Consider the following 16,871-nt stretch of genomic DNA (forward strand, 5'->3'; position numbering starts at 1 on the left):
ATTTCTGCATCGATCGTTACATAAACCCATTGACTCCTCTTGGCCATGTCCCTACTATTTCTGTGTCGACCGTCACAGAAACATCGAACGCTTGGTGAGCGAATCGACAAAGCGCCCCTCTCACCTCTAAAGGATATGCAATGGCGAATACGTCGAACCGCCAGATCGTCATAGCGGCACGCCCGAATGGCAAAGCCCAATTGAGTGATTTCAATATTATCGAGCAGGCGACACCTTCTCCCGGTGACGGCGAAGTGTTGTTTCGCAACCTGCTTATCTCAATAGATCCCTATCAGCGCAATCTGATGGGTAATGCTTCCAGCGAGCTGCCTCCGATCGATATTGGCCAGCCCATGTCAGGCCCTACCGTCGCGGTCGTTGAACAGAGCAGAAATGCGAATTTCGCCGTTGGCGCTCATGTCGTCAGCTGGTCGGGTTGGCAGGAATATGGGCTTTCCGACGGTTCTGACCTCCAGAAGATCGAGCCTGGGGCGGCGCCGCTATCAACCGCGCTCGGGGTGCTGGGTCATACTGGCCTGACGGCATGGCTCGGCGTCAGCAAGTTCCTTCGTCCGAAGCCCGGCGGCACGTTCGTCATCACTGCCGCGGCAGGAGCGGTGGGTTCGGTAGCAGCGCAGCTCGCCAGGCTGCGAGGGCATCGCGTTATCGGCATCGCCGGTGGGCCTGAAAAGGCGCGGTACCTGAAGGATGACCTCGGTCTCGACGACGCCGTCGACTACAAGGCGCCTGACTTCGCCGAGCAACTTGCCCGCGCATTGCCCGATGGCCTCGATACGCTTTTCGACAACGTTGGTGGGTACATGTTTGAAGCGTTGATGCCCTACTTCAATCATCACGCGCAGATCGTCATCTGTGGCACTATCGCACAATATGACTTCCCTCATGCTCCCGACGGACCGAACCGCCTTCCGGAGTTGTTGAAGTCGTTCCTTTACAGGTTCATTGAGATCCGCAGCTTTGCACTTCCAGACCACCTTGGAAGCTATCCGGAATTCCTTGCTGAGGTGGGCCCTTTGGTATCTCAGGGCAAGATAAAGTATAGCGAGGAGTTCGTGGACGGGTTCGAAAACATTCCGGACGCTTTTTTAAGGCTATTTGACGGCCGCAACCGCGGCAAGCTGATCGCCAGGGTTGGCTGAGCTCACTGCCGGTCCGTCACAGACAGGACGAACGAGGAGTGAGCTGGTTGGTAAACGCGCCCTCGTGAGGGGCGCCTCGCGTGGTATTGGCGCCGGCATTGCGTTGGCGCCTGCGAGCGGAGTTCGCGTTCCGCCATGATAAAAGCCCGGCCCCCGTGGAGGGACCGGGCTTTTGAACGCGTGCTCGCGGGGAGGCGGCGCGGGACGAGCGACTCAGCCCGCGGGGCAGAACGTCACGTTGAGCTGCCGGCCACCGTTGCAGGTGTAGAAGCCGGCCTGGTTGGCCGCCATGGGGTAGTCGTCGTAGGCGAACCCGTACACCGCGCCGCACTGGTCATGCACCCACTTGGCGTACTGGTTGTAGGGCTTGCCGGTGTTGTAGTACTGGGCCACGTTCGTGCTGTCGGGGTTGTCCACCATGCCGCGCGTGATGGCCGAGCACCACTTGGCGCTCTGGTCGAAGAAGGGCGCGGAGCAGGCATACACCTGCGGCGTCTTCGCCGTGCCCGGGTTGCACTGGCCGGGGTACTTGCTCGCGCACCGGGCGATCTCGCTGTCCAGGCGGTTGCACACCGAGCCGCGGCGCGGGTCGCTCGCGTACTCCCCGTCGAGGCAGAAGGAGCGCGGCGCGAGGCAGATGGTGCCGCCCCCCATGTTGTAGCGCAGCCCGTCCGGGCACGCGTTGGCGATGGCCGAGCTCAGCGCGCTGTAGCTCTTGTTGCACTGGGCCATGTTGCAGCCGTTGTTGCCCACGGTGGAGATCTGCATGGGCAGACCCACGTGGTCCACGTACGTGAGGTTGTAGTAGATGTTCTGCACGCCGTTGCCGTCGGGTCCGAGCGTGAACTCGGCCTTCTCCAGCTCGCGCGGCGAGGTGGGCGAGGGCAGCGTGCGGTAGGCGCTCACGCGGCCGCTGGGGTAGTTGCCCGGCGCGTAGTAGGTGTAGCTGCCCCCGGTGCCGAGGTTGCGGAAGATCTTGTTGCCCGCGCCGTCCTTCTCCAGCGGGATGTCGCCCACTCCCGACAGGACGACGTTGAGGGCGAACGGGCACTTGTTGGTCACCACCACGGGGACGGTGCCGGCCGGGCCACCACCACCGCCTCCGCCGATCTTGTCGAAGGTCCAGTGCTGGTTGGCGCCCCCCGTGTACGGGTACTGCACGAGGAGGGTCCCGTTGTCCGCCGAGCCCCAGTACAGATCAATCGCCATGTCCGTGTGGCGCGGGTGGAAGCTGAACTGGTTGTTGCCGCGGGCGATGAACCGGAACTGCTGGTTGTTGGCGCCCACGTAGGACCACTGGTGGAGGACGGCGTTCTGCGCGGTGCTCACATCCTTGATATCGAGCGCCTTGCCACTGTTGACGTTGACGATCTTCCAGTAGCCGTCCGACGTCGGGGACAGGTGGAAGGTCTGCGCGGCGGAGCTATTGCATTCCCACTGCTGCACCTTCGCGCCGTCCGCCGTGCTCGCCGAGTCCACGTCGATACACTTGTTGGTCATCGCCGAGCGGATGACATAGTCGCCCTCGGCGATGCTCGAGACGATGGCCGCCTGCGCCATGCTGTCCATGGCTTGCGGCTCGACGACCTGGCCTGCCTGGTCACACGCCACAGTTGAGGTGCACAGTATCGCCGCGCCCACCAGCCACGCGGTCTTCTTCGCGGAATAGGCCATGTCTTGCTCTCTCGGAAATGGAGACAGGGAATCGATGGGCTCGCTCTATACACGCTGATACGAGACATCACAAATAGTTTAACGACTTTTACGGCTTTTGCCGGCGATTCCTGCTTGACTCACCGCGTCGACGAGGCCACGCCTTGGAAGTGAGGCTCACTTCCAAGGCCAGGCCAAAATTGCACCGTAGGTGAAGGCGTCCAACGCGAACGTCCCGCGCAGCAGCTGCGCCTGGTCCACTGCTCCTTACTTCGGGCAGCGCGAACAGCTTCCAAACGAAATCCGGGAGCTTGTGATTGATGACCAGCGTTTACGCAATGAAGCGTGCTGGTCTGTGTTCGATTAGGGTCGGCGTCCACAAACGTGGACCGTGGACGCACTCTCGACTACGCGCTAAGTCACCCCGTCATCATGACCTTCAAGAAGAGGCGGGCTCAAGGACAGAGGGTGCGCCTGGCGTGGCGCATACCACCCACGTGGGCACCACGCGCATTGGGGGCACTCGCCGTGGGCATCGCGCTCTGGGGCGTGCTCTCGCTTCCTCCCAAACCCATTCGCGTCGCACCCTCGCCAGAGCGGTCCATGCCCGAGGAAGTCGCGACCGATTGGTTGACTCGTGATGGCGGCGCCATCGCCGTGCCCATGCCGCCAAAGCGTCTGGAGCGCCAGCAGGCCCCGCCGTGCGCCCCTCCCCCTGATGGGCAGGTGGAGATCAATGGCGGGTGCTGGAGTCGCCCTCGGCGGACAGCTCGCTCGCGTAGGGCTCGCCCAGGACAACCAGGGCGCACACGGCCGTCTCGTCCACCCGGCGCATGTCTCGGCCGCGCAGCCCCCGGAGCACCGGATCCTCGATGAGGCGGTGGAGCACATCGGCCCGCGCGCGCAGGTCCTCATCGGGCCGGACCGGCCGCGTCATCTCCACGAGGAGCGCGTCGAGGTCCTCCCGCTCCGCCTCGGGCGCGCGTACCCGCTCCCGCAGTTCTTTCAGGGACACGGGGAGGGAGGGCGTCTCGGAGGGCTTCGTCATGGGAGGCGGCCCAGAATACCGTGCAGGGTGTGTCCGCGCATTCCCCCCCTCTCTTGCGCCAGCCCTGCGCGGTGGACCAGTCCAACGGCGTGGGCCAGACAGCGAGCGGACAAAAAGCGCGCTTGGCGGATCCATTTCCCAACCGCACGCTCAACAAGGGTGGAGAGCAGGAGAAGACCACGTCCGACCGTGAGGAACTCCATGACCTTGAAGAAGGTATCGACCACCGCCTCGCTTCTCGTTGCCACGCTGTGGGTGGGCCTCGTGGGAGGCTGCGGAGGAACCGCGGAAGAGAGCAGCAGCGACCCGCGCCTCCAGGGCGACAACCTGAGCACGGGCGAGTCATGGCGCGGCGGGAGCACCCCCCCGGCCGACGAGGGGAACACCCCGGCCAGCGAGGACAACGGCTGGGTGACGCTCTGTCACGTTCCTCCGGGCAATCCTTCCCAGGCGCACACCATCACCGTGGGACAGCCCGCGGTGAAGGCGCACCTGAAGCATGGGGACACGCTCGACGCGTGCGAGAGCGGCACGGAGCCGGATGGCGGCACCACGGACCCGGACGGTGGGACGGGCGGGAGCGACGCGGGGACTCCGGACCCGCAGCCGGACTCCGGCACGGATGGGGGCACGGGCAACCCGGACGCTGGCCCCACGGTGTGTGCCCCCCGGGGCGATGCGTGCGGCGCGGGCGCCGAGTGCTGCTCCGGATTGCAGTGCTCCGCGGGCGTCTGCTCCATCATCCTCAACTGAGCACGGAGCACCTTCACCGTTACCGTGCGCGTGGCACCCCGGCATTGTGGGCCGCCATGCGCAAGGCAACCGCGTGGAGGCGAGCGCGGAGCGAGAGGGGCGCCAGGATCTCCACGCCGTCACCGAGCCCGGCGAGCTGGTCCACCGCCACCTCCTCGCTCTCCAGCCGGAGCTCCGCCGTCCGCCAGCCCTCCGCGTCCTCCGGCCCCGCCGCCGCGAGCATCTCCCGCACGGCCTCATGGGGGAGGAGGTGCGGCAGCAGTCGGCAGGCCCGCCGTGACAGGCGCACCGTGCAGGGATGGCGCAGCAGCGAGCGGTCGAACTCCGCCGAGGTCTGCTCCCACCAGGCGGCCAGCTCGAAGCCCGCGGGGCGTGTGAAGCGCGCTCCGGTGAGCGTGGCGCGCGCCACGCGGCTCACCCGGTAGGTGCGCACCTCCCCGCGGTGGCGTGCGACGAGGTACCAGGTGCCCCCCTTGAGGACGAGCCCGAGCGGGTCCACGCGCCGCCTGACGCCCTCCTTCCCGTAGCGCAGGTCCAGCCGTTGGCACTCCCAGACGGCCTCGGCCACGGCGGGCAGCGCCCCGAGCGGCTCGGGCCGCGAGAACCACCCGGGCGCATCCAGGTGGAAGCGCTCGCGCAGGGCGCCTGCCCTCGCGCGCAGGGCCTCGGGGAGCGTGGCATCCACCTTCGCGCGAGCGCTGGCCGCCACCGCGGCGAGCCCCAGGTCCGACACGGCCCCGGGCGCGCCGGAGAGCAGGAGGGCCGTCGCCTCGGGGGCCGTCAGTCCATCCAGCCGCGTCCGCCACCCCTCCACCAGGCGGATGCCGCCTTGCGGTCCGGGCTCCGTCCACAGCGGCACGCCCGCGGCCATCAGCGCGGCGACGTCCCGGTAGAGCGTCCGGACGGACACCTCCAACTCGGCGGCGAGCTGCGGCGCGGTGGCCTTCCCACGGCGCTGGAGGTGCAGGAGCAACGCCAGCAGGCGGCTTGATTTCATGGCCGCATCCTGCCCGAGAAACCCTGACAGGAGGTGTCAGGGAGGGGCGCGTAGGCTGCCGAACCATGACCAGGACCCAGTACTACGTGGCGGCGAGTCTCGACGGCTACATCGCGGATGCGCAGGGGCGGCTCGAGTGGCTCTTCCAGTTCAACGATGCCGAAGGGGTGATGGAGCACTACAACGTCTTCCTCGCGGGCATCGGCGCCCTCGCCATGGGGGCTCGGACGTACGAGTTCCTCCTCGGCGAGGGCAAGGAGTGGCCCTATCCAGGGCTCCCGACCTGGGTGTTCACCCACCGGCGGCTGCCCGCCTTCCCGGGCGCGGACGTGCGCTTCACCTCGGAGGACGTCCGGGTGGTGCATGCCCAGATGGTCGAGGCCGCCGGGGGCAAGAACATCTGGATGATGGGTGGCGGGGAGCTGGCCGCGCAGTTCGCGGCGCACGGCCTCGTCGACGAGCTGCACCTGTGTGTCGTCCCCGTCTTCCTCCGCGCGGGGGCTCCCCTCCTGGCGGCGGCCCTGCACACGCCGCTCGAACTCGTGGGGGTGAAGCGCTTCGGACAGGGGCTGGTGGAGCTGCGCTATGTCCTCCCCGCGGGCACCCATGCCCGGTATCAGTCCCCGCCGGAGGCCGGTGGAGCGCACGTACCGTCGGCGGCGGAGAGGTAGCGCTGGTTCACCCAGCCGCGCTGACCGTCGGCGGTGTCGACCTCGGCCCACACCTCCTTCGACGGGACGGTCCGTCGGCGCACCTCGCGCACACACGCGGCCGAGGACAGCGCGCCCACCTCCAGGGCACGCCAGTCCGGCACCTCGCGCACCCGGAGCACGTCGTCCGCCGTCACCCCCGTGACCCGCGCCCACGTTCCCTCGGGCACGACCCGAGGCGCCGAGTCCTTCTCCTGGGTGAAGAAGTAGCTTCCTGATTGGCTGTACAGGTAGAGCGTCTCGGGCCCTTCCTCGAAGCCACAGTCCCACACCGAGGCGGGCAGCCGCTCCGTCCTCCAGCCCCGCGCGGGGGTGCCGCGAACCAGCAACGCGCCAAAGACGAACGCGAACTCCCCGTCCGCCAGCGCCCCCAGGCACTCCGCCTCCCCTCCATCGGGATGCGGGCCGAGCAAGGCCGGCGGCGGGCTCAGGGGCCGCCAAGTGTCGCTTCCCATGGGACGCCAACTCAACGTGTTCCCCTCCTTCTTCAGGCAACCCGTGGCGTTGCACGGCGGGTGTTCCGGCGGAGGGGAGTCGTCTTCCGGGAGACCCTCGCCCACCCGGCGCCAGGTCTGGCCCGTATGGCGGTACTCACCAAGCTGGCTCGTGAAGTGTGGTCTGCCCGAGGCGTCGATGCCCGCGCGGAGGAAGCGATGAAGGCTCCGCGCCTCGGGAGGTGGAGCCGGCGGCCGGAGCGTACGCCACCGTCCCGCTTTCGTCCGCCAGCGGAATGCATCGGGAAGCACGATGCAGGGGGCACAGCCCTCGCCCACCGCCACGAGCGGCTGCGTCCGGCCATTCATGAAGGGGGACGAGAGGACCTGCCAGCGCTCCCCATCGAAGCGGGACAGGGTCTCCACATCGAAGCCGTGGCAGAGCGCGAAGGGACGGTGGGGATCGCCCCGCATGCTGACCCGGAGGCAGGGCTGCACCCGAGGAAAGGCGGGCTGGTCAATCACTCCCAGGGGTTGCGCCTCCGTGGTCGTGAGCCGCAGGACATGGCCGCCGACGGTGAGCCACAGCGGCTCTCCCCGCCCTCCGCCGAACACTTCCTGGAACTTCCCCGTGAAGCGCGCCTTGCTCACGGCGGGATGCTTCTGGCGCTGGCCCTTCACCTCGACGCCGAAGGTGCCGTCCTCGAAGAAGAAGCGCACGCCGGGCCGGGGCGAGAACACCTGGAGCGCGCCGCTCTTGTCGGTCACGGGCTGCTCGGCCACGGGCTCCGGGGGCACCGACTCCTCGGGCACGCGGGACAGCGCGCCCATGCGGCCCGCCTTCACCTCCGCCTGGAGGCACCGCTCGGCGTCACAGGCGAAGAGCTGGACCTGGCCCCGCCGTGACTCCACGAGGCGCAGCCGCCGCATTGCCCCGAGCCCGGTGTCCAGCGTGTCCCGCCAGGCGCCATTCCACCAGAGGCTCAGGATGCCGGACCCCTTACCGTTGGCGACGAGGGTGTCTCCGGTGGCGCTCGCCCGTTCTGGCATGAGCGGGATGGGGCCGAGCGTGCACCAGCCCGAGCCGCCGCAGTGCTCCGCTTTCAACTCGGGTGGGGACTCGGGCGCCTGGAGCAGGAGCACGGCGAGGAGCGCGGTGAGCATGGCGCGGGACACTGCCCGAGCCAGGCGCGGCCATCAATGGACCGCTGGAGGCGTCAGTCACGCGGGAGGCTTCGGGCAGAAGTCCGTGCCAGGTTCGAAGGACAGGTCAGCCCGGGGACGCGTCGCCGCGAGCGAACTCGACGAGCAGCGCCAGGGACTCCTCAGCCCGAGCGGAGGGGACGAAGAGGTGATCGTGGAAGTAGGCCGAGACGGGGTTCACGCTGATGCCCCGGGCCGCCAGCCGATTCGTGATGGCGGCGAGGAAGCCCACGGCCTCGAGGCTGGAGTGGACGGAAAGGGTCAGCATCCGGAAGACGGCGGTGTACGGGAGCCCGGCGGCCTCGGCCTTCTCTCGCGGGAGAATGAGGGTGAGCCCTTCCTCCTCGTGGAAGAGCCCGAGGGGCTCGAGGGGTGCGACCTCGAGCAGGGACCGCCGGGTGGTGATGAAGACGAACTCACCCTCCCGCAGCACCGGCTTCATCGACTTCAGCAATACACCCAGGTTCGTCTCGCCGGACATGACGTTGCATCCTCCTCGTCCACGAAAGTTAGAACAAAGGTCAGGAGGTGCGCACGCGAGTCAAGACTGAAGCGAGACGTGGGTCGCGAGCGGAGCGGCCTCCAGCCCCTGGGCTCCGGCTGCTGCCCGGTCAAGAGCGAGCCTGGCAAGGAGTGCGTTTCACCCCCAGCCCTCTCGAGGGAGGGGGCTGGGTCTGGCCACGCCCGCGCGTGCAGTTCTAGCCCTTGCCCTTGCCGGGTGGGTTCGAGGGCCGGGTGGTGCTCGGTGCATTCCGAGGCTCCCGCGGGTTCTCGCGGCGGGAGTGCTCATCGAGTGCCGACTGGTGCTGCTGGGTCTTCGGGTTGAGCGCATCCGATCGATCGTCGTTGGGAGTCCGCGTCTTCTTCTCATTCCGTGCCATGGATTTCCGCTCCTGGCGACCCGCTCGGAAGTGAGCGGCCGTCGCCATGTCTGAAAGTACGGATCCATCTCCCCACCAGCAAATCGCGCTGGCATCATCTGTATCGATGCAGCGGATGCATGCGCTGATGCATTCACGCCCTGGCCATCCGTGCGTGGGACCGTCGGGTCCGGGAGAATGAGGGCATGGGTCATCCACTCCAGGTTTGGATGAAGGCGGCGGGATTCGAGTCCAAGAGCACGCTCGCTCGTCGCATCCTCGCGCGGGTCCCCGGGCTCTTTCCGGAGACAGCCGCGGAGCAGCGCCATCGCCGGATAGGCCTTCAGCTCACCCGGCTCGAACAGGGCAGTCTCTCCTGGTGGCGTGGGAATGAGGAGGCGCTCAGGGTCCTGGCGGACCTCCTGGGCATCTCCGAGCAGCACCTGCTCCAGGGCGGGCCCACCATGGGGCTCGTCGAGTTCGACGAGTTTCCGGTGCTGCGCCCGATGGATCCAGCCACGGAGTTGCCACCTCGGGGGACGGGTTGGGCGATGCGGGCCGCGACATCGGAGCGTGAGACCGAGCCCCGGTTCGATCTCTTCACCAGCCTTCCCGAGACAGAGGCGCATGTCTGGATCCAGGTTCCGCCCGGTGCGGGAAAGAGCCTGGCTGCCCGCGTGCGTACGGCGCGAAGTCAGCTCCACGGCTCCCTCCCACTCGAGGAGAGCCCACGGGAGCCCGAGAGCGCTCCGGTTTTCGGGCCGAGGGCCGCTCGGGTGCAGCACTGGTTCACGGTCCTTACCGCCCACCGCCTGGCCGACCTCGAGCTCTCGAGGTTCTCCACCAGGACACCGCTCTTCATCGAGGTCGGGTTCGCGGATCCCCAGACCGATCGGGAGGCGCTCCAGTCGCTCAGGGACTGGAAGTCGGTGGTCGTGGTGGCCTCCTTCGCACGCCCCGGAAGCGCCGATGTGCTCTCCTACGATCCCGAGTGGCGGATGGATCGGCGTGAGTGGGCCTTCTGGCAGGACCTCGAGTGGAGGCCCATGGCCGGTTGGCGCCAAGAGGTCATCGACTGGGCCGCCAGCAGGCTTGGCACGGAGCGGAAGGGATTGCTGCCCAGGGAGTTCGGCACCTGGCTCGAGCAGGCCGACCCCGGAGAGCGGCTGGTGCGCACGCCCGGAGAACTGCTCACCCTGTGCCACCTGGCCCATGAGATGGGGACACGCCGACTCGTCCGTCAGTTCGCGGATGGGTGGAAGGAAGACGTCTCCCGGACAGTCGTGCCCCGGATGCTCAAACGCGAGATGTCGGAGGGATCGGTCCGGGCCTCCTGGCTGCGTGCGGCGGGGGCCGATGCGGTCCGCACCCTCACCCTGGCGGCTTTCAGGGATGTGGCTTCGCCCTGGCCGCCCAGTGCCACGGTGGAGACCTGGGCGGGTCGGCTTCCGGAGATCTACGCCGCACCCGTCTCGGACAAGGTCCTCGACGAGAAGCTGCTGGCCATCGCACGGGGACGCAACGAGAACGAGCGCAAGCAACGGGCCCGGGAAGCCAAGGCCAGCATCCATTCCCTCTCACCCGCCATGGCCATCGAGTACCTGTCCTCGACACGCCTGATGCGTCTCCAACCGGATGGAGGGCTCGGCCCGTACCCGCACTGGATGGTCGAGACGATTGCCCGGCAGCAGGTCGAGGAGGGACTATTGCGGCTGCCCACGACCTGGGGGCGCTGGGCCGCCGACCCGGGCCGTCAGCACCTGGTGGACGAGGTGCTCGACGCGCTCCCATCGCGTCGGCTCCTCTCCCTGTCGGAGCAGGTGGTTCGTGAGCATGACGGCTCCGAGTTGGGGTCCGTGGGGGCCGTGGACGCACTCTTCTCGGCCTGGGGCCGGAGGCTCGAGAAGGAGCCCGCCGCGTCGGATGCGCTGGAGACGCTCCATGCGCTCGCGCTTCGGCAGCTCGAGGTGCTGGGCGGACGTTCCGGGCGTACTTGCCCGATGACCCGACCGGGGTTCGGTGAGGGCTCGAATGCGTGGCTCGCCGATTGTTGGTCCTGGTCCTTCGCCGTTCCTCCCCCCGCCTGGCCGGTGGCCCCGGAGCTTCGCTGGCACTTCCCGGGTTGGACCTCTCCCGCGCTCTCGGATGAAGGTGCATGGTGCCTGTCCTGGGTCGAGCGCGTGAAGGGACGCGTCGATCAGGACTACACACGGCTGGTGGCCCGCGCGAGCCGGGTGCTCGAGTACGGCGGCCCCACCCTTCCCCCGAGGGGAATTCCCTACTTCCTGCTGCCCGCGTTCATGGTGTCGGCCGCCCACCATGACATCGCGCTCGTCTCCCGGCTGATCGCTCAGGCCGTCCAGCAGGACGGTTTCGTGGAGGAGTTGTTGCAAAGGCTTCAGCAGGAGGGGCCCCTGCTCCAGCGCGCGCTTGCCGCCTCGGTCTTCCATGGGCTCGCGAAGGAGGCCGGGGGAGTCATGTTCCTGTTCGAACCCCAGGCGAGGACTTCCTACTCCACCCCCGAACGCCACCCCATCGCGCCCACCCTGGCGGAGTGGCTCTTCACCTGGCTCGATGATGCGGCAATCGTTCGAACCCTGCAGGAGAGCGGTCCGGGCCATCTTCCATTCAAGCTGGAGCGTGTTCCTCCTCGGCTCCTGCTCCACCTCGTGCGGCACTACGTCCAGCACAAACCCAGAGAGCTCCTCTACTTCACCAACCTGAACGTTCACCGGTTCAAGCCCGAGCACATCCCCGTGCTCGAGCTGCTCACGGAAAAGAGCATGGGAGGCGTGGCGGCGTACAATGCGCTCTGGCGGCTCGCCCCCGAGGTGGCCTTCCAGAAGGCGTTCGATGCCCAGGGACAGTATCTCCTCTTGGAGTTCAGCCTGAGGGACGACCTGTCCAACGTGTTTCCCCGGGACTGGTACGGCCGGATTCTCGATGCGCTCGAGTCCTGCCCTCGCGAGCAGTGGCCGATCTGGTCTCTTGACTGGCTGGCCTCGCGCATTCGTGCGGGGGGCGCGCTCGTGGAGCGAGCCTACGCGCTGCATCGTCGGGGGAAGGCCGAGGGCCGTCCGGGCTAGCCGACTTCTGGCTGTACTCGCCCTCGAGCATCGGTTCCCCTCGGGGCTCAGGACGGCACGGGCAGGGCGCGCAGCAGGGTGACGTCCGAGCCGGGCGGCTGGATGCGCAAGAGCAACATGCTGCCGGGTCTGGCCGAGCGCAGCGCCTCGGCGGCCTCCTGGGTGTTGGCCACCTTCTGATCGCCCACCTGCCGCAGCAGCGAGCCCGGTGGCAGCTCCGCCTGCTCCGCCGGGCTGCCCGGATCCACCCGCACCACGCGCACGCCCTGGCCCTGGGGATCATCCGCCAGCCGCATGCCCAGCCGCCCCTTGGCGGGGGCGTTCTCCTCCTCGCGCGAGGGCACCTCGGGCTCGCCCCGCTGGGCGGGCCGCGTGCCGAGCGTCACCTGCAACGCCAGCGGCTTGCCGTCGCGCAACACGTGCACGGAGACGCGGCTGTCCGGACGCAGCAGGCCCACGGCGCGGGTGAGGCTGCCCGCCGAGACGATGGGCGTGTCCTCCACCCGGGTGATGACGTCGTTGTCCTGGAGCCCCGCGCGGGCCCCGGGGCCGCCGTCGTTGACATCGGCGATGATGGCGCCCTTGTCCACCTCGAGTCCCAGCGCCCTGGCCAGGTCCGGCGTGAGATCCTGCGCGGCCAGGCCCAACCAGCCCCGGCGCACCACGCCGTCCTTCTCCAACCGGGGCAGCAGCGAGTGGATGAGGTTGCTGGGCACGGCGAAGCCAATGCCCGTGGCCTCGCGGACGATGGCGGTGTTCATGCCGATGACCTCGCCCTTGAGGTTGAAGAGCGGGCCGCCCGAGTTGCCCGGGTTGATGGCGGCGTCCGTCTGGAGGAAGTCGTCATAGGGCCCGGCGTGGATGTCGCGGGCGCGGGCCGAGAGGATGCCCGAGCTCACGCTGGAGGCGAGGCCGAAGGGGTTGCCGATGGCGAGCACGAAGTCGCCCACGCGCACCGCGTCCGAGTCGCCCAGCGCCACGTGGGGTAGATCCCTGGGCGCGTTCTGGAGCTGGAGCACCGCCACGTCGGTGAGCGGATCCCTCCCGAGCACCTGGGCGTCGAACGCGCGCCCGTCGTCGAGCTTCACGCGCACCCGCTCGGCGTTCTCCACCACGTGGTTGTTGGTGAGCACCAGCCCCTTGGCGTCGACGATGAAGCCCGAGCCCTGGCCCTGCTGCACGGGGCCTCGCGCCCCGCCCTGGGGCGAGTCCGGGAGGCCGAACTGCTCGGCCCAGCCCGGAGGCAGGCGGAGCATCCCCCGGGTGGCGGCGACGGGCGCGCGCGCCAGCACCTCGACGTTGACGACGGCGCCCTTCACCGCCTCGACGAGCGGGGCGAGCGAACCGGGCGACGGCACGGTGACGGAGGGGATGACGGGGGCCGCGGCGGTGGCGGCGGGAGGCGCGGCCGGAGGGGGCGCGGGCGGCGTCGCGCCGAGGGCATGGCAGGCGGACGCCATCATCATGAGGGGAAACAGGACGCCGCGCATGGCATGGCGGGAAGAAGAGGGAGAGGACACGGTGGGGACTCCTTTCGGACCGGGTTCCATACCCAGTGCATCCGTTCGGGAGCAGTCCGTGTGCATCCTCCGCGCCAGCGCCCCGCACCGGCGCGGCGAGCCCCCTCTTCCCTCGGGCACGGCCCACGGAGCCGCTTATTCCCGGGGCATGTTCCAGGGGAGGTCGGGGCAAAATGCCCTAAGCCCCGTGGGCGTGGGGCATTCCTCCCGGGGCGCCGTCACGGGGAGGCGAAGAGTTCCTCGTAGGCCTCGGGCTTGAAGCCCACGAGCACCCGCGAGCCCCGCACGAGCACCGGCCGCTTGACGAGCTTGCCGTCGGCCGCGAGCCACTCGACGAGCTGCGCGTCGCTCGCGGCGTCCACCTTCTCCTTGCCGAGGGCGCGGTAGCTCTGCCCGCTGGTGTTGAGCCACTTGCGCACGGACACGCCGCTCTGGGCAATCCACTTCGCCAGCTCGGCGGGGGTGGGCGGCTGCTCGACAATGGGGCGCACGCGCGCGTCCACGCCGTGCTGCTCGAGCCACTGCAGGGCCTTCTTGCAGGTTCCACAACCGGAGTACGACAGCATCAGGACGTCGGTCTTCATGCCGCCGCTTGTACCAGAGGCGGGCGGCGGGGCTCGCGTCCGGAGATGTGGACTCCGACGCCGAACTCACTGGGGCGGCTCTTCCTCCTGACGGAGGACTTCGGTGGGCACGTTGCGGCGCAGCGGCTCCAGGATGACGACCACCCAGGCGGTCAGAGGCGCGGGCAGGGCCACCAGGGCGAGGATGAACAGAAATCGGATGACACGAAAGGCGAAGCGCAGGCTGGCGCGCACGAACGCGCGCACGGCCTTGGGAAGCAATGTCATGGGGAACTCCTCCAGGTGAGAGACTTTCCAGCGACGGGTGCTGGGAAAGGCTCAGTGGAGGAGCGCTCGATGAAAGAGGAAGAGGCGGCGCGGTGGGGCCGCGGTGCGCGACTCCCGGAGGGAACCCGGCAACGCCACGCGGGCGGGAGCACGGGGAGAACCCTCGTCCGGGTGCTCGAGATGAACGGAGGCATCCACCGCCGGGCGCTGGCGCGCCGACTCGTGGCGCTCGACCCAGACAGCCACCGCGGCCTCGGAGGCCGGATGCGCGTGCGCCGGCAGGCTCGCCCCGAGGACCGAGAAGCACGCCAGCGCGAGCCTCAACCACCGGGCGATGTGATGAGGGAAGCCGCGCATGAGCATCAACCTGACCATGAACGCGCCCATGTCAAACGCTGGAAGGGCGCGGCCCTCGCGGTCATGCTGCGCGCATGTCGAGTCCCTCACACCCCCGTGAAATATGCGGAACCAGAGTAGCTCTGCTCTGCGGACACACGGTTGTTACTCCGCCTGAACACTTTCTTAGGGCCCGTCGAGCCCCGTCATCAGTTCGGCACGACCCTCGCCACGGAGCGTAAATATTCCTGTCGCGTCCGTGCCCGAGTCGCCCGAGGCGGGGCCCATCGTCGCGTCCACCACCGTGAACTTTACCGTTTTGACTGCGAAATAGCCCGGCGGAACTGAGCGGGGATCTGTGTCGCTGACCGAGTCAACTCGGAGGGTGCCGGAGACAGATACCCACCCTGCGGTTCTACCCTGGCTCCCCTCAATATAGTAGATGATGCCGGTCCCCGGATCACTACTCTTGGAAGAAAAGTCTGGCACCAACTTCCACAGCTTACCGGTCTCGGGCTTCCCCTTGAGATTGAGCATCACCTGGTGACATCGGAACTCACCAGTGGGCAACTTGCAATCCGATATTGCCCAGATGTTGGTAATATCAAGATCTGCCGAGTAGGCGCTGGAAGAGGGCTGTATATGCAATTCGTACGTCCCCACACTCGCGTTTGAGTCCTGGGGATTCGACAAGATGACCGTAAAGTCACTCTTCCCTGTCGGCTTCGGGTTATCGTCCGTGCCCGGGCCTACACCATGACAACCCATGAGGGAGAAAGAGAGGACGCAATAGCCTAGCAATACAATAAGGCGCATGGAAATTCTCCGGATTAAAAGAGGGGGACGCCCCACTCGTCACACTGACACAGAGTGTGACCGTGGAGCAACAAAAACCACTCTCCGTGTATGGAGGAGCATTCAGCGTTTGCCGATGGTAGACGCCTTACTCAATAGACTGGCACCTGCACCGAGATGTTCCGGTTTCCGTAGTCGACTCATCAGTGGGCGCGTCCGTTCCAGAATGGATACTCCCCTCGATTGGACTTACGTGCCGCCTCGCGTTGACCCTTCCCGCGCAAACGCCCGCTGGGGCAAAGTGCGTGGGCAGGGGGGAACACACATGGGAACGCTTTCCACGCTCTCGACGCTGATCGGCGCGAGTCTGGGCACGGCGGGTGCTGCTCGACGAGGAACGCCAGGAGGGGTCGGGCATCGGAGGGCCCGTCGTGACAACTCCCAGGGAGACCACACCATGAAGGCCTACGAACTGCAGAGCACCACCGGCATCGAAGGCTGGGTCCAGGTCGAGAAGCCCCAGCCCCAACCGGGCCCCGGACAGGCGCTCGTCCGCATCCGCGCCGTGTCGCTCAACTATCGGGATCTCATGGTCGCCAAGGGCACCTATCCGGGCGAGAAGGCGCCCCTCATCCCCGTCTCCGACGGCGCGGGGGAGGTGGTCGCCGTGGGCGCGGGCGTCACGCGCGTGAAGCCCGGGGACCGGGTCGCGCCCACCTTCTTCCAGGTCTGGACGGATGGCCCGAGCACCCCCGAGAAGGTCGGCAAGGCGCTCGGCGGGAGCGTGCCCGGCGTGCTCGCCGAGTACGTGGCCCTGGACGCCGAGGGGCTCGTCGTCCTGCCGGACTGGCTGTCCTTCGAGGAAGGCGCCACCCTGCCCTGCGCGGCCGTCACCGCCTGGAACGCGCTCGTGCCGCAGGGAGGACTGAAGGCGGGCCAGACGGTGCTCGCCCAGGGGATGGGCGGCGTGTCCATCTTCGCCCTCCAGTTCGCCCGCATCCTCGGGGCACGCGTCCTCCTCACCTCCAGCCATGATGACAAGCTGGAGCGCGGCAAGCGGCTGGGCGCGGAGGGACTCATCAACTACAAGAAATCGCCCAACTGGGAGGAGCAGGTGCTCGCGCTCACGGAGGGCGAGGGCGTGGACCACGTGCTCGAGGTGGGCGGCGCCGGGACCCTGCCCCACTCGGTGCGGGCCACGAAGAAGGGGGGCCACATCGCCCTCATCGGCCTGCTCTCCGGCGCCATGGGCAAGGCGGACAGCGTGGACACCGGCGGCAAGCCGCTGCGCATCGAGCCCACCTACGTGGGCAGCCGCGTCATGTTCGAGGACATGCTGCGCGCGATGAGCCGGGAGAAGACGAAGCCGGTCATCGATCGCGTCTTCCCCTTCGCCCAGGCGCGCGAGGCGCTGCGCTACATGGAGTCCGGAGGCCACTTCGGGAAGATCGTCATCTCCGTGTGA

Annotated in this window: 16 protein-coding genes; 5 read left to right on the forward strand and 11 right to left on the reverse strand. The window is 67.9% G+C overall.

Annotated elements, in window-relative coordinates; translation table 11 throughout:
* The first annotated feature begins 140 nt into the window (after positions 1-140).
* Positions 141-1,160, forward strand: a complete 1,020-nt coding sequence (locus D187_RS44360) for an NADP-dependent oxidoreductase (RefSeq protein WP_002631789.1) — start codon at positions 141-143, stop codon at positions 1,158-1,160.
* 213 nt (positions 1,161-1,373) lie between these two features.
* Here the strand turns inward: D187_RS44360 and D187_RS44365 are convergent, their stop codons facing one another.
* Both D187_RS44365 and D187_RS44370 read right to left on the reverse strand, forming a co-directional pair.
* Positions 1,374-2,834 (reverse strand): RICIN domain-containing protein, encoded by a 1,461-nt coding sequence (locus D187_RS44365; protein ID WP_020918701.1) that lies wholly within the window; start codon positions 2,832-2,834, stop codon positions 1,374-1,376.
* Between the two features lie 712 nt (positions 2,835-3,546).
* A complete protein-coding gene (locus D187_RS44370) occupies positions 3,547-3,861 on the reverse strand; it encodes a hypothetical protein (protein ID WP_002631299.1) in 315 nt (104 codons plus the stop codon).
* A gap of 207 nt (positions 3,862-4,068) precedes the next feature.
* On the opposite strand from D187_RS44370, the gene D187_RS44375 reads away from it, so the two are divergent.
* Complete coding sequence (locus D187_RS44375) at positions 4,069-4,614, forward strand: hypothetical protein (RefSeq protein WP_043434897.1); 546 nt, start codon at positions 4,069-4,071, stop codon at positions 4,612-4,614.
* A 19-nt stretch (positions 4,615-4,633) separates the two neighbouring features.
* On the opposite strand, the gene D187_RS44380 is transcribed toward D187_RS44375, so the two are convergent.
* The gene (locus D187_RS44380; protein ID WP_002631301.1) at positions 4,634-5,611 is read right to left on the reverse strand and encodes a helix-turn-helix transcriptional regulator; all 978 of its coding nucleotides are present in this window, start codon (positions 5,609-5,611) and stop codon (positions 4,634-4,636) included.
* 65 nt (positions 5,612-5,676) lie between these two features.
* On the opposite strand from D187_RS44380, the gene D187_RS44385 reads away from it, so the two are divergent.
* Positions 5,677-6,282 carry a dihydrofolate reductase family protein gene (locus D187_RS44385; RefSeq protein WP_081714095.1) on the forward strand — a complete coding sequence of 202 codons (606 nt, stop codon included), beginning with the start codon at positions 5,677-5,679 and terminating at the stop codon, positions 6,280-6,282.
* Here the strand turns inward: D187_RS44385 and D187_RS44390 are convergent.
* The 3 genes from D187_RS44390 to D187_RS44400 form a co-directional block, all read right to left on the reverse strand.
* Positions 6,228-7,919, reverse strand: coding sequence for an SH3 domain-containing protein (locus tag D187_RS44390; RefSeq protein WP_002631302.1), 1,692 nt, complete (start codon positions 7,917-7,919; stop codon positions 6,228-6,230). The two genes, D187_RS44385 and D187_RS44390, sit on opposite strands and share 55 nt — an antisense overlap.
* A 106-nt stretch (positions 7,920-8,025) precedes the next feature.
* Positions 8,026-8,439 (reverse strand): ACT domain-containing protein, encoded by a 414-nt coding sequence (locus D187_RS44395; RefSeq protein WP_002631303.1) that lies wholly within the window; start codon positions 8,437-8,439, stop codon positions 8,026-8,028.
* Positions 8,440-8,656: 217 nt separating this feature from the next.
* Positions 8,657-8,839, reverse strand: coding sequence for a hypothetical protein (locus D187_RS44400; protein WP_043434822.1), 183 nt, complete (start codon positions 8,837-8,839; stop codon positions 8,657-8,659).
* A 185-nt stretch (positions 8,840-9,024) separates the two neighbouring features.
* Between D187_RS44400 and D187_RS44405 the strand changes: the two genes are divergently transcribed.
* Complete coding sequence (locus D187_RS44405) at positions 9,025-11,904, forward strand: hypothetical protein (RefSeq protein ID WP_002631305.1); 2,880 nt, start codon at positions 9,025-9,027, stop codon at positions 11,902-11,904.
* A gap of 47 nt (positions 11,905-11,951) precedes the next feature.
* On the opposite strand, the gene D187_RS59040 is transcribed toward D187_RS44405, so the two are convergent.
* From D187_RS59040 to D187_RS56085, 5 genes are all read right to left on the reverse strand, one after another.
* The gene (locus D187_RS59040; protein WP_081714097.1) at positions 11,952-13,394 is read right to left on the reverse strand and encodes a trypsin-like peptidase domain-containing protein; all 1,443 of its coding nucleotides are present in this window, start codon (positions 13,392-13,394) and stop codon (positions 11,952-11,954) included.
* A gap of 248 nt (positions 13,395-13,642) precedes the next feature.
* Complete coding sequence (locus D187_RS44415) at positions 13,643-14,008, reverse strand: arsenate reductase family protein (RefSeq protein WP_002631309.1); 366 nt, start codon at positions 14,006-14,008, stop codon at positions 13,643-13,645.
* Positions 14,009-14,074: 66 nt separating this feature from the next.
* The gene (locus D187_RS44420) at positions 14,075-14,275 is read right to left on the reverse strand and encodes a hypothetical protein (protein WP_002631310.1); all 201 of its coding nucleotides are present in this window, start codon (positions 14,273-14,275) and stop codon (positions 14,075-14,077) included.
* A 51-nt stretch (positions 14,276-14,326) separates the two neighbouring features.
* Positions 14,327-14,632, reverse strand: coding sequence for a hypothetical protein (locus D187_RS44425; RefSeq protein ID WP_155894019.1), 306 nt, complete (start codon positions 14,630-14,632; stop codon positions 14,327-14,329).
* Positions 14,633-14,797: 165 nt separating this feature from the next.
* Positions 14,798-15,427 carry a hypothetical protein gene (locus D187_RS56085; protein ID WP_155894020.1) on the reverse strand — a complete coding sequence of 210 codons (630 nt, stop codon included), beginning with the start codon at positions 15,425-15,427 and terminating at the stop codon, positions 14,798-14,800.
* A 436-nt stretch (positions 15,428-15,863) separates the two neighbouring features.
* On the opposite strand from D187_RS56085, the gene D187_RS44435 reads away from it, so the two are divergent.
* On the forward strand, positions 15,864-16,871 hold the full coding sequence (locus tag D187_RS44435; protein ID WP_043434831.1) for a zinc-dependent alcohol dehydrogenase family protein: 1,008 nt from the start codon (positions 15,864-15,866) through the stop codon (positions 16,869-16,871).

This window comes from Cystobacter fuscus DSM 2262, assembly GCF_000335475.2.
GTDB classification, from domain to species: domain Bacteria; phylum Myxococcota; class Myxococcia; order Myxococcales; family Myxococcaceae; genus Cystobacter; species Cystobacter fuscus.

Coding starts and splice junctions, on each gene's coding strand:
- D187_RS44360 (WP_002631789.1), top strand. CDS start 141: ATGGCGAATACGTCGAACCGCCAGATCGTCATAGCGGCACGCCCGAAT.
- D187_RS44365 (WP_020918701.1), bottom strand. CDS start 2,834: ATGGCCTATTCCGCGAAGAAGACCGCGTGGCTGGTGGGCGCGGCGATA.
- D187_RS44370 (WP_002631299.1), bottom strand. CDS start 3,861: ATGACGAAGCCCTCCGAGACGCCCTCCCTCCCCGTGTCCCTGAAAGAA.
- D187_RS44380 (WP_002631301.1), bottom strand. CDS start 5,611: ATGAAATCAAGCCGCCTGCTGGCGTTGCTCCTGCACCTCCAGCGCCGT.
- D187_RS44385 (WP_081714095.1), top strand. CDS start 5,677: ATGACCAGGACCCAGTACTACGTGGCGGCGAGTCTCGACGGCTACATC.
- D187_RS44390 (WP_002631302.1), bottom strand. CDS start 7,919: ATGCTCACCGCGCTCCTCGCCGTGCTCCTGCTCCAGGCGCCCGAGTCC.
- D187_RS44395 (WP_002631303.1), bottom strand. CDS start 8,439: ATGTCCGGCGAGACGAACCTGGGTGTATTGCTGAAGTCGATGAAGCCG.
- D187_RS44400 (WP_043434822.1), bottom strand. CDS start 8,839: ATGGCACGGAATGAGAAGAAGACGCGGACTCCCAACGACGATCGATCG.
- D187_RS44405 (WP_002631305.1), top strand. CDS start 9,025: ATGGGTCATCCACTCCAGGTTTGGATGAAGGCGGCGGGATTCGAGTCC.
- D187_RS59040 (WP_081714097.1), bottom strand. CDS start 13,394: ATGCGCGGCGTCCTGTTTCCCCTCATGATGATGGCGTCCGCCTGCCAT.
- D187_RS44415 (WP_002631309.1), bottom strand. CDS start 14,008: ATGAAGACCGACGTCCTGATGCTGTCGTACTCCGGTTGTGGAACCTGC.
- D187_RS44420 (WP_002631310.1), bottom strand. CDS start 14,275: ATGACATTGCTTCCCAAGGCCGTGCGCGCGTTCGTGCGCGCCAGCCTG.
- D187_RS44425 (WP_155894019.1), bottom strand. CDS start 14,632: ATGCGCGGCTTCCCTCATCACATCGCCCGGTGGTTGAGGCTCGCGCTG.
- D187_RS56085 (WP_155894020.1), bottom strand. CDS start 15,427: ATGCGCCTTATTGTATTGCTAGGCTATTGCGTCCTCTCTTTCTCCCTC.
- D187_RS44435 (WP_043434831.1), top strand. CDS start 15,864: ATGAAGGCCTACGAACTGCAGAGCACCACCGGCATCGAAGGCTGGGTC.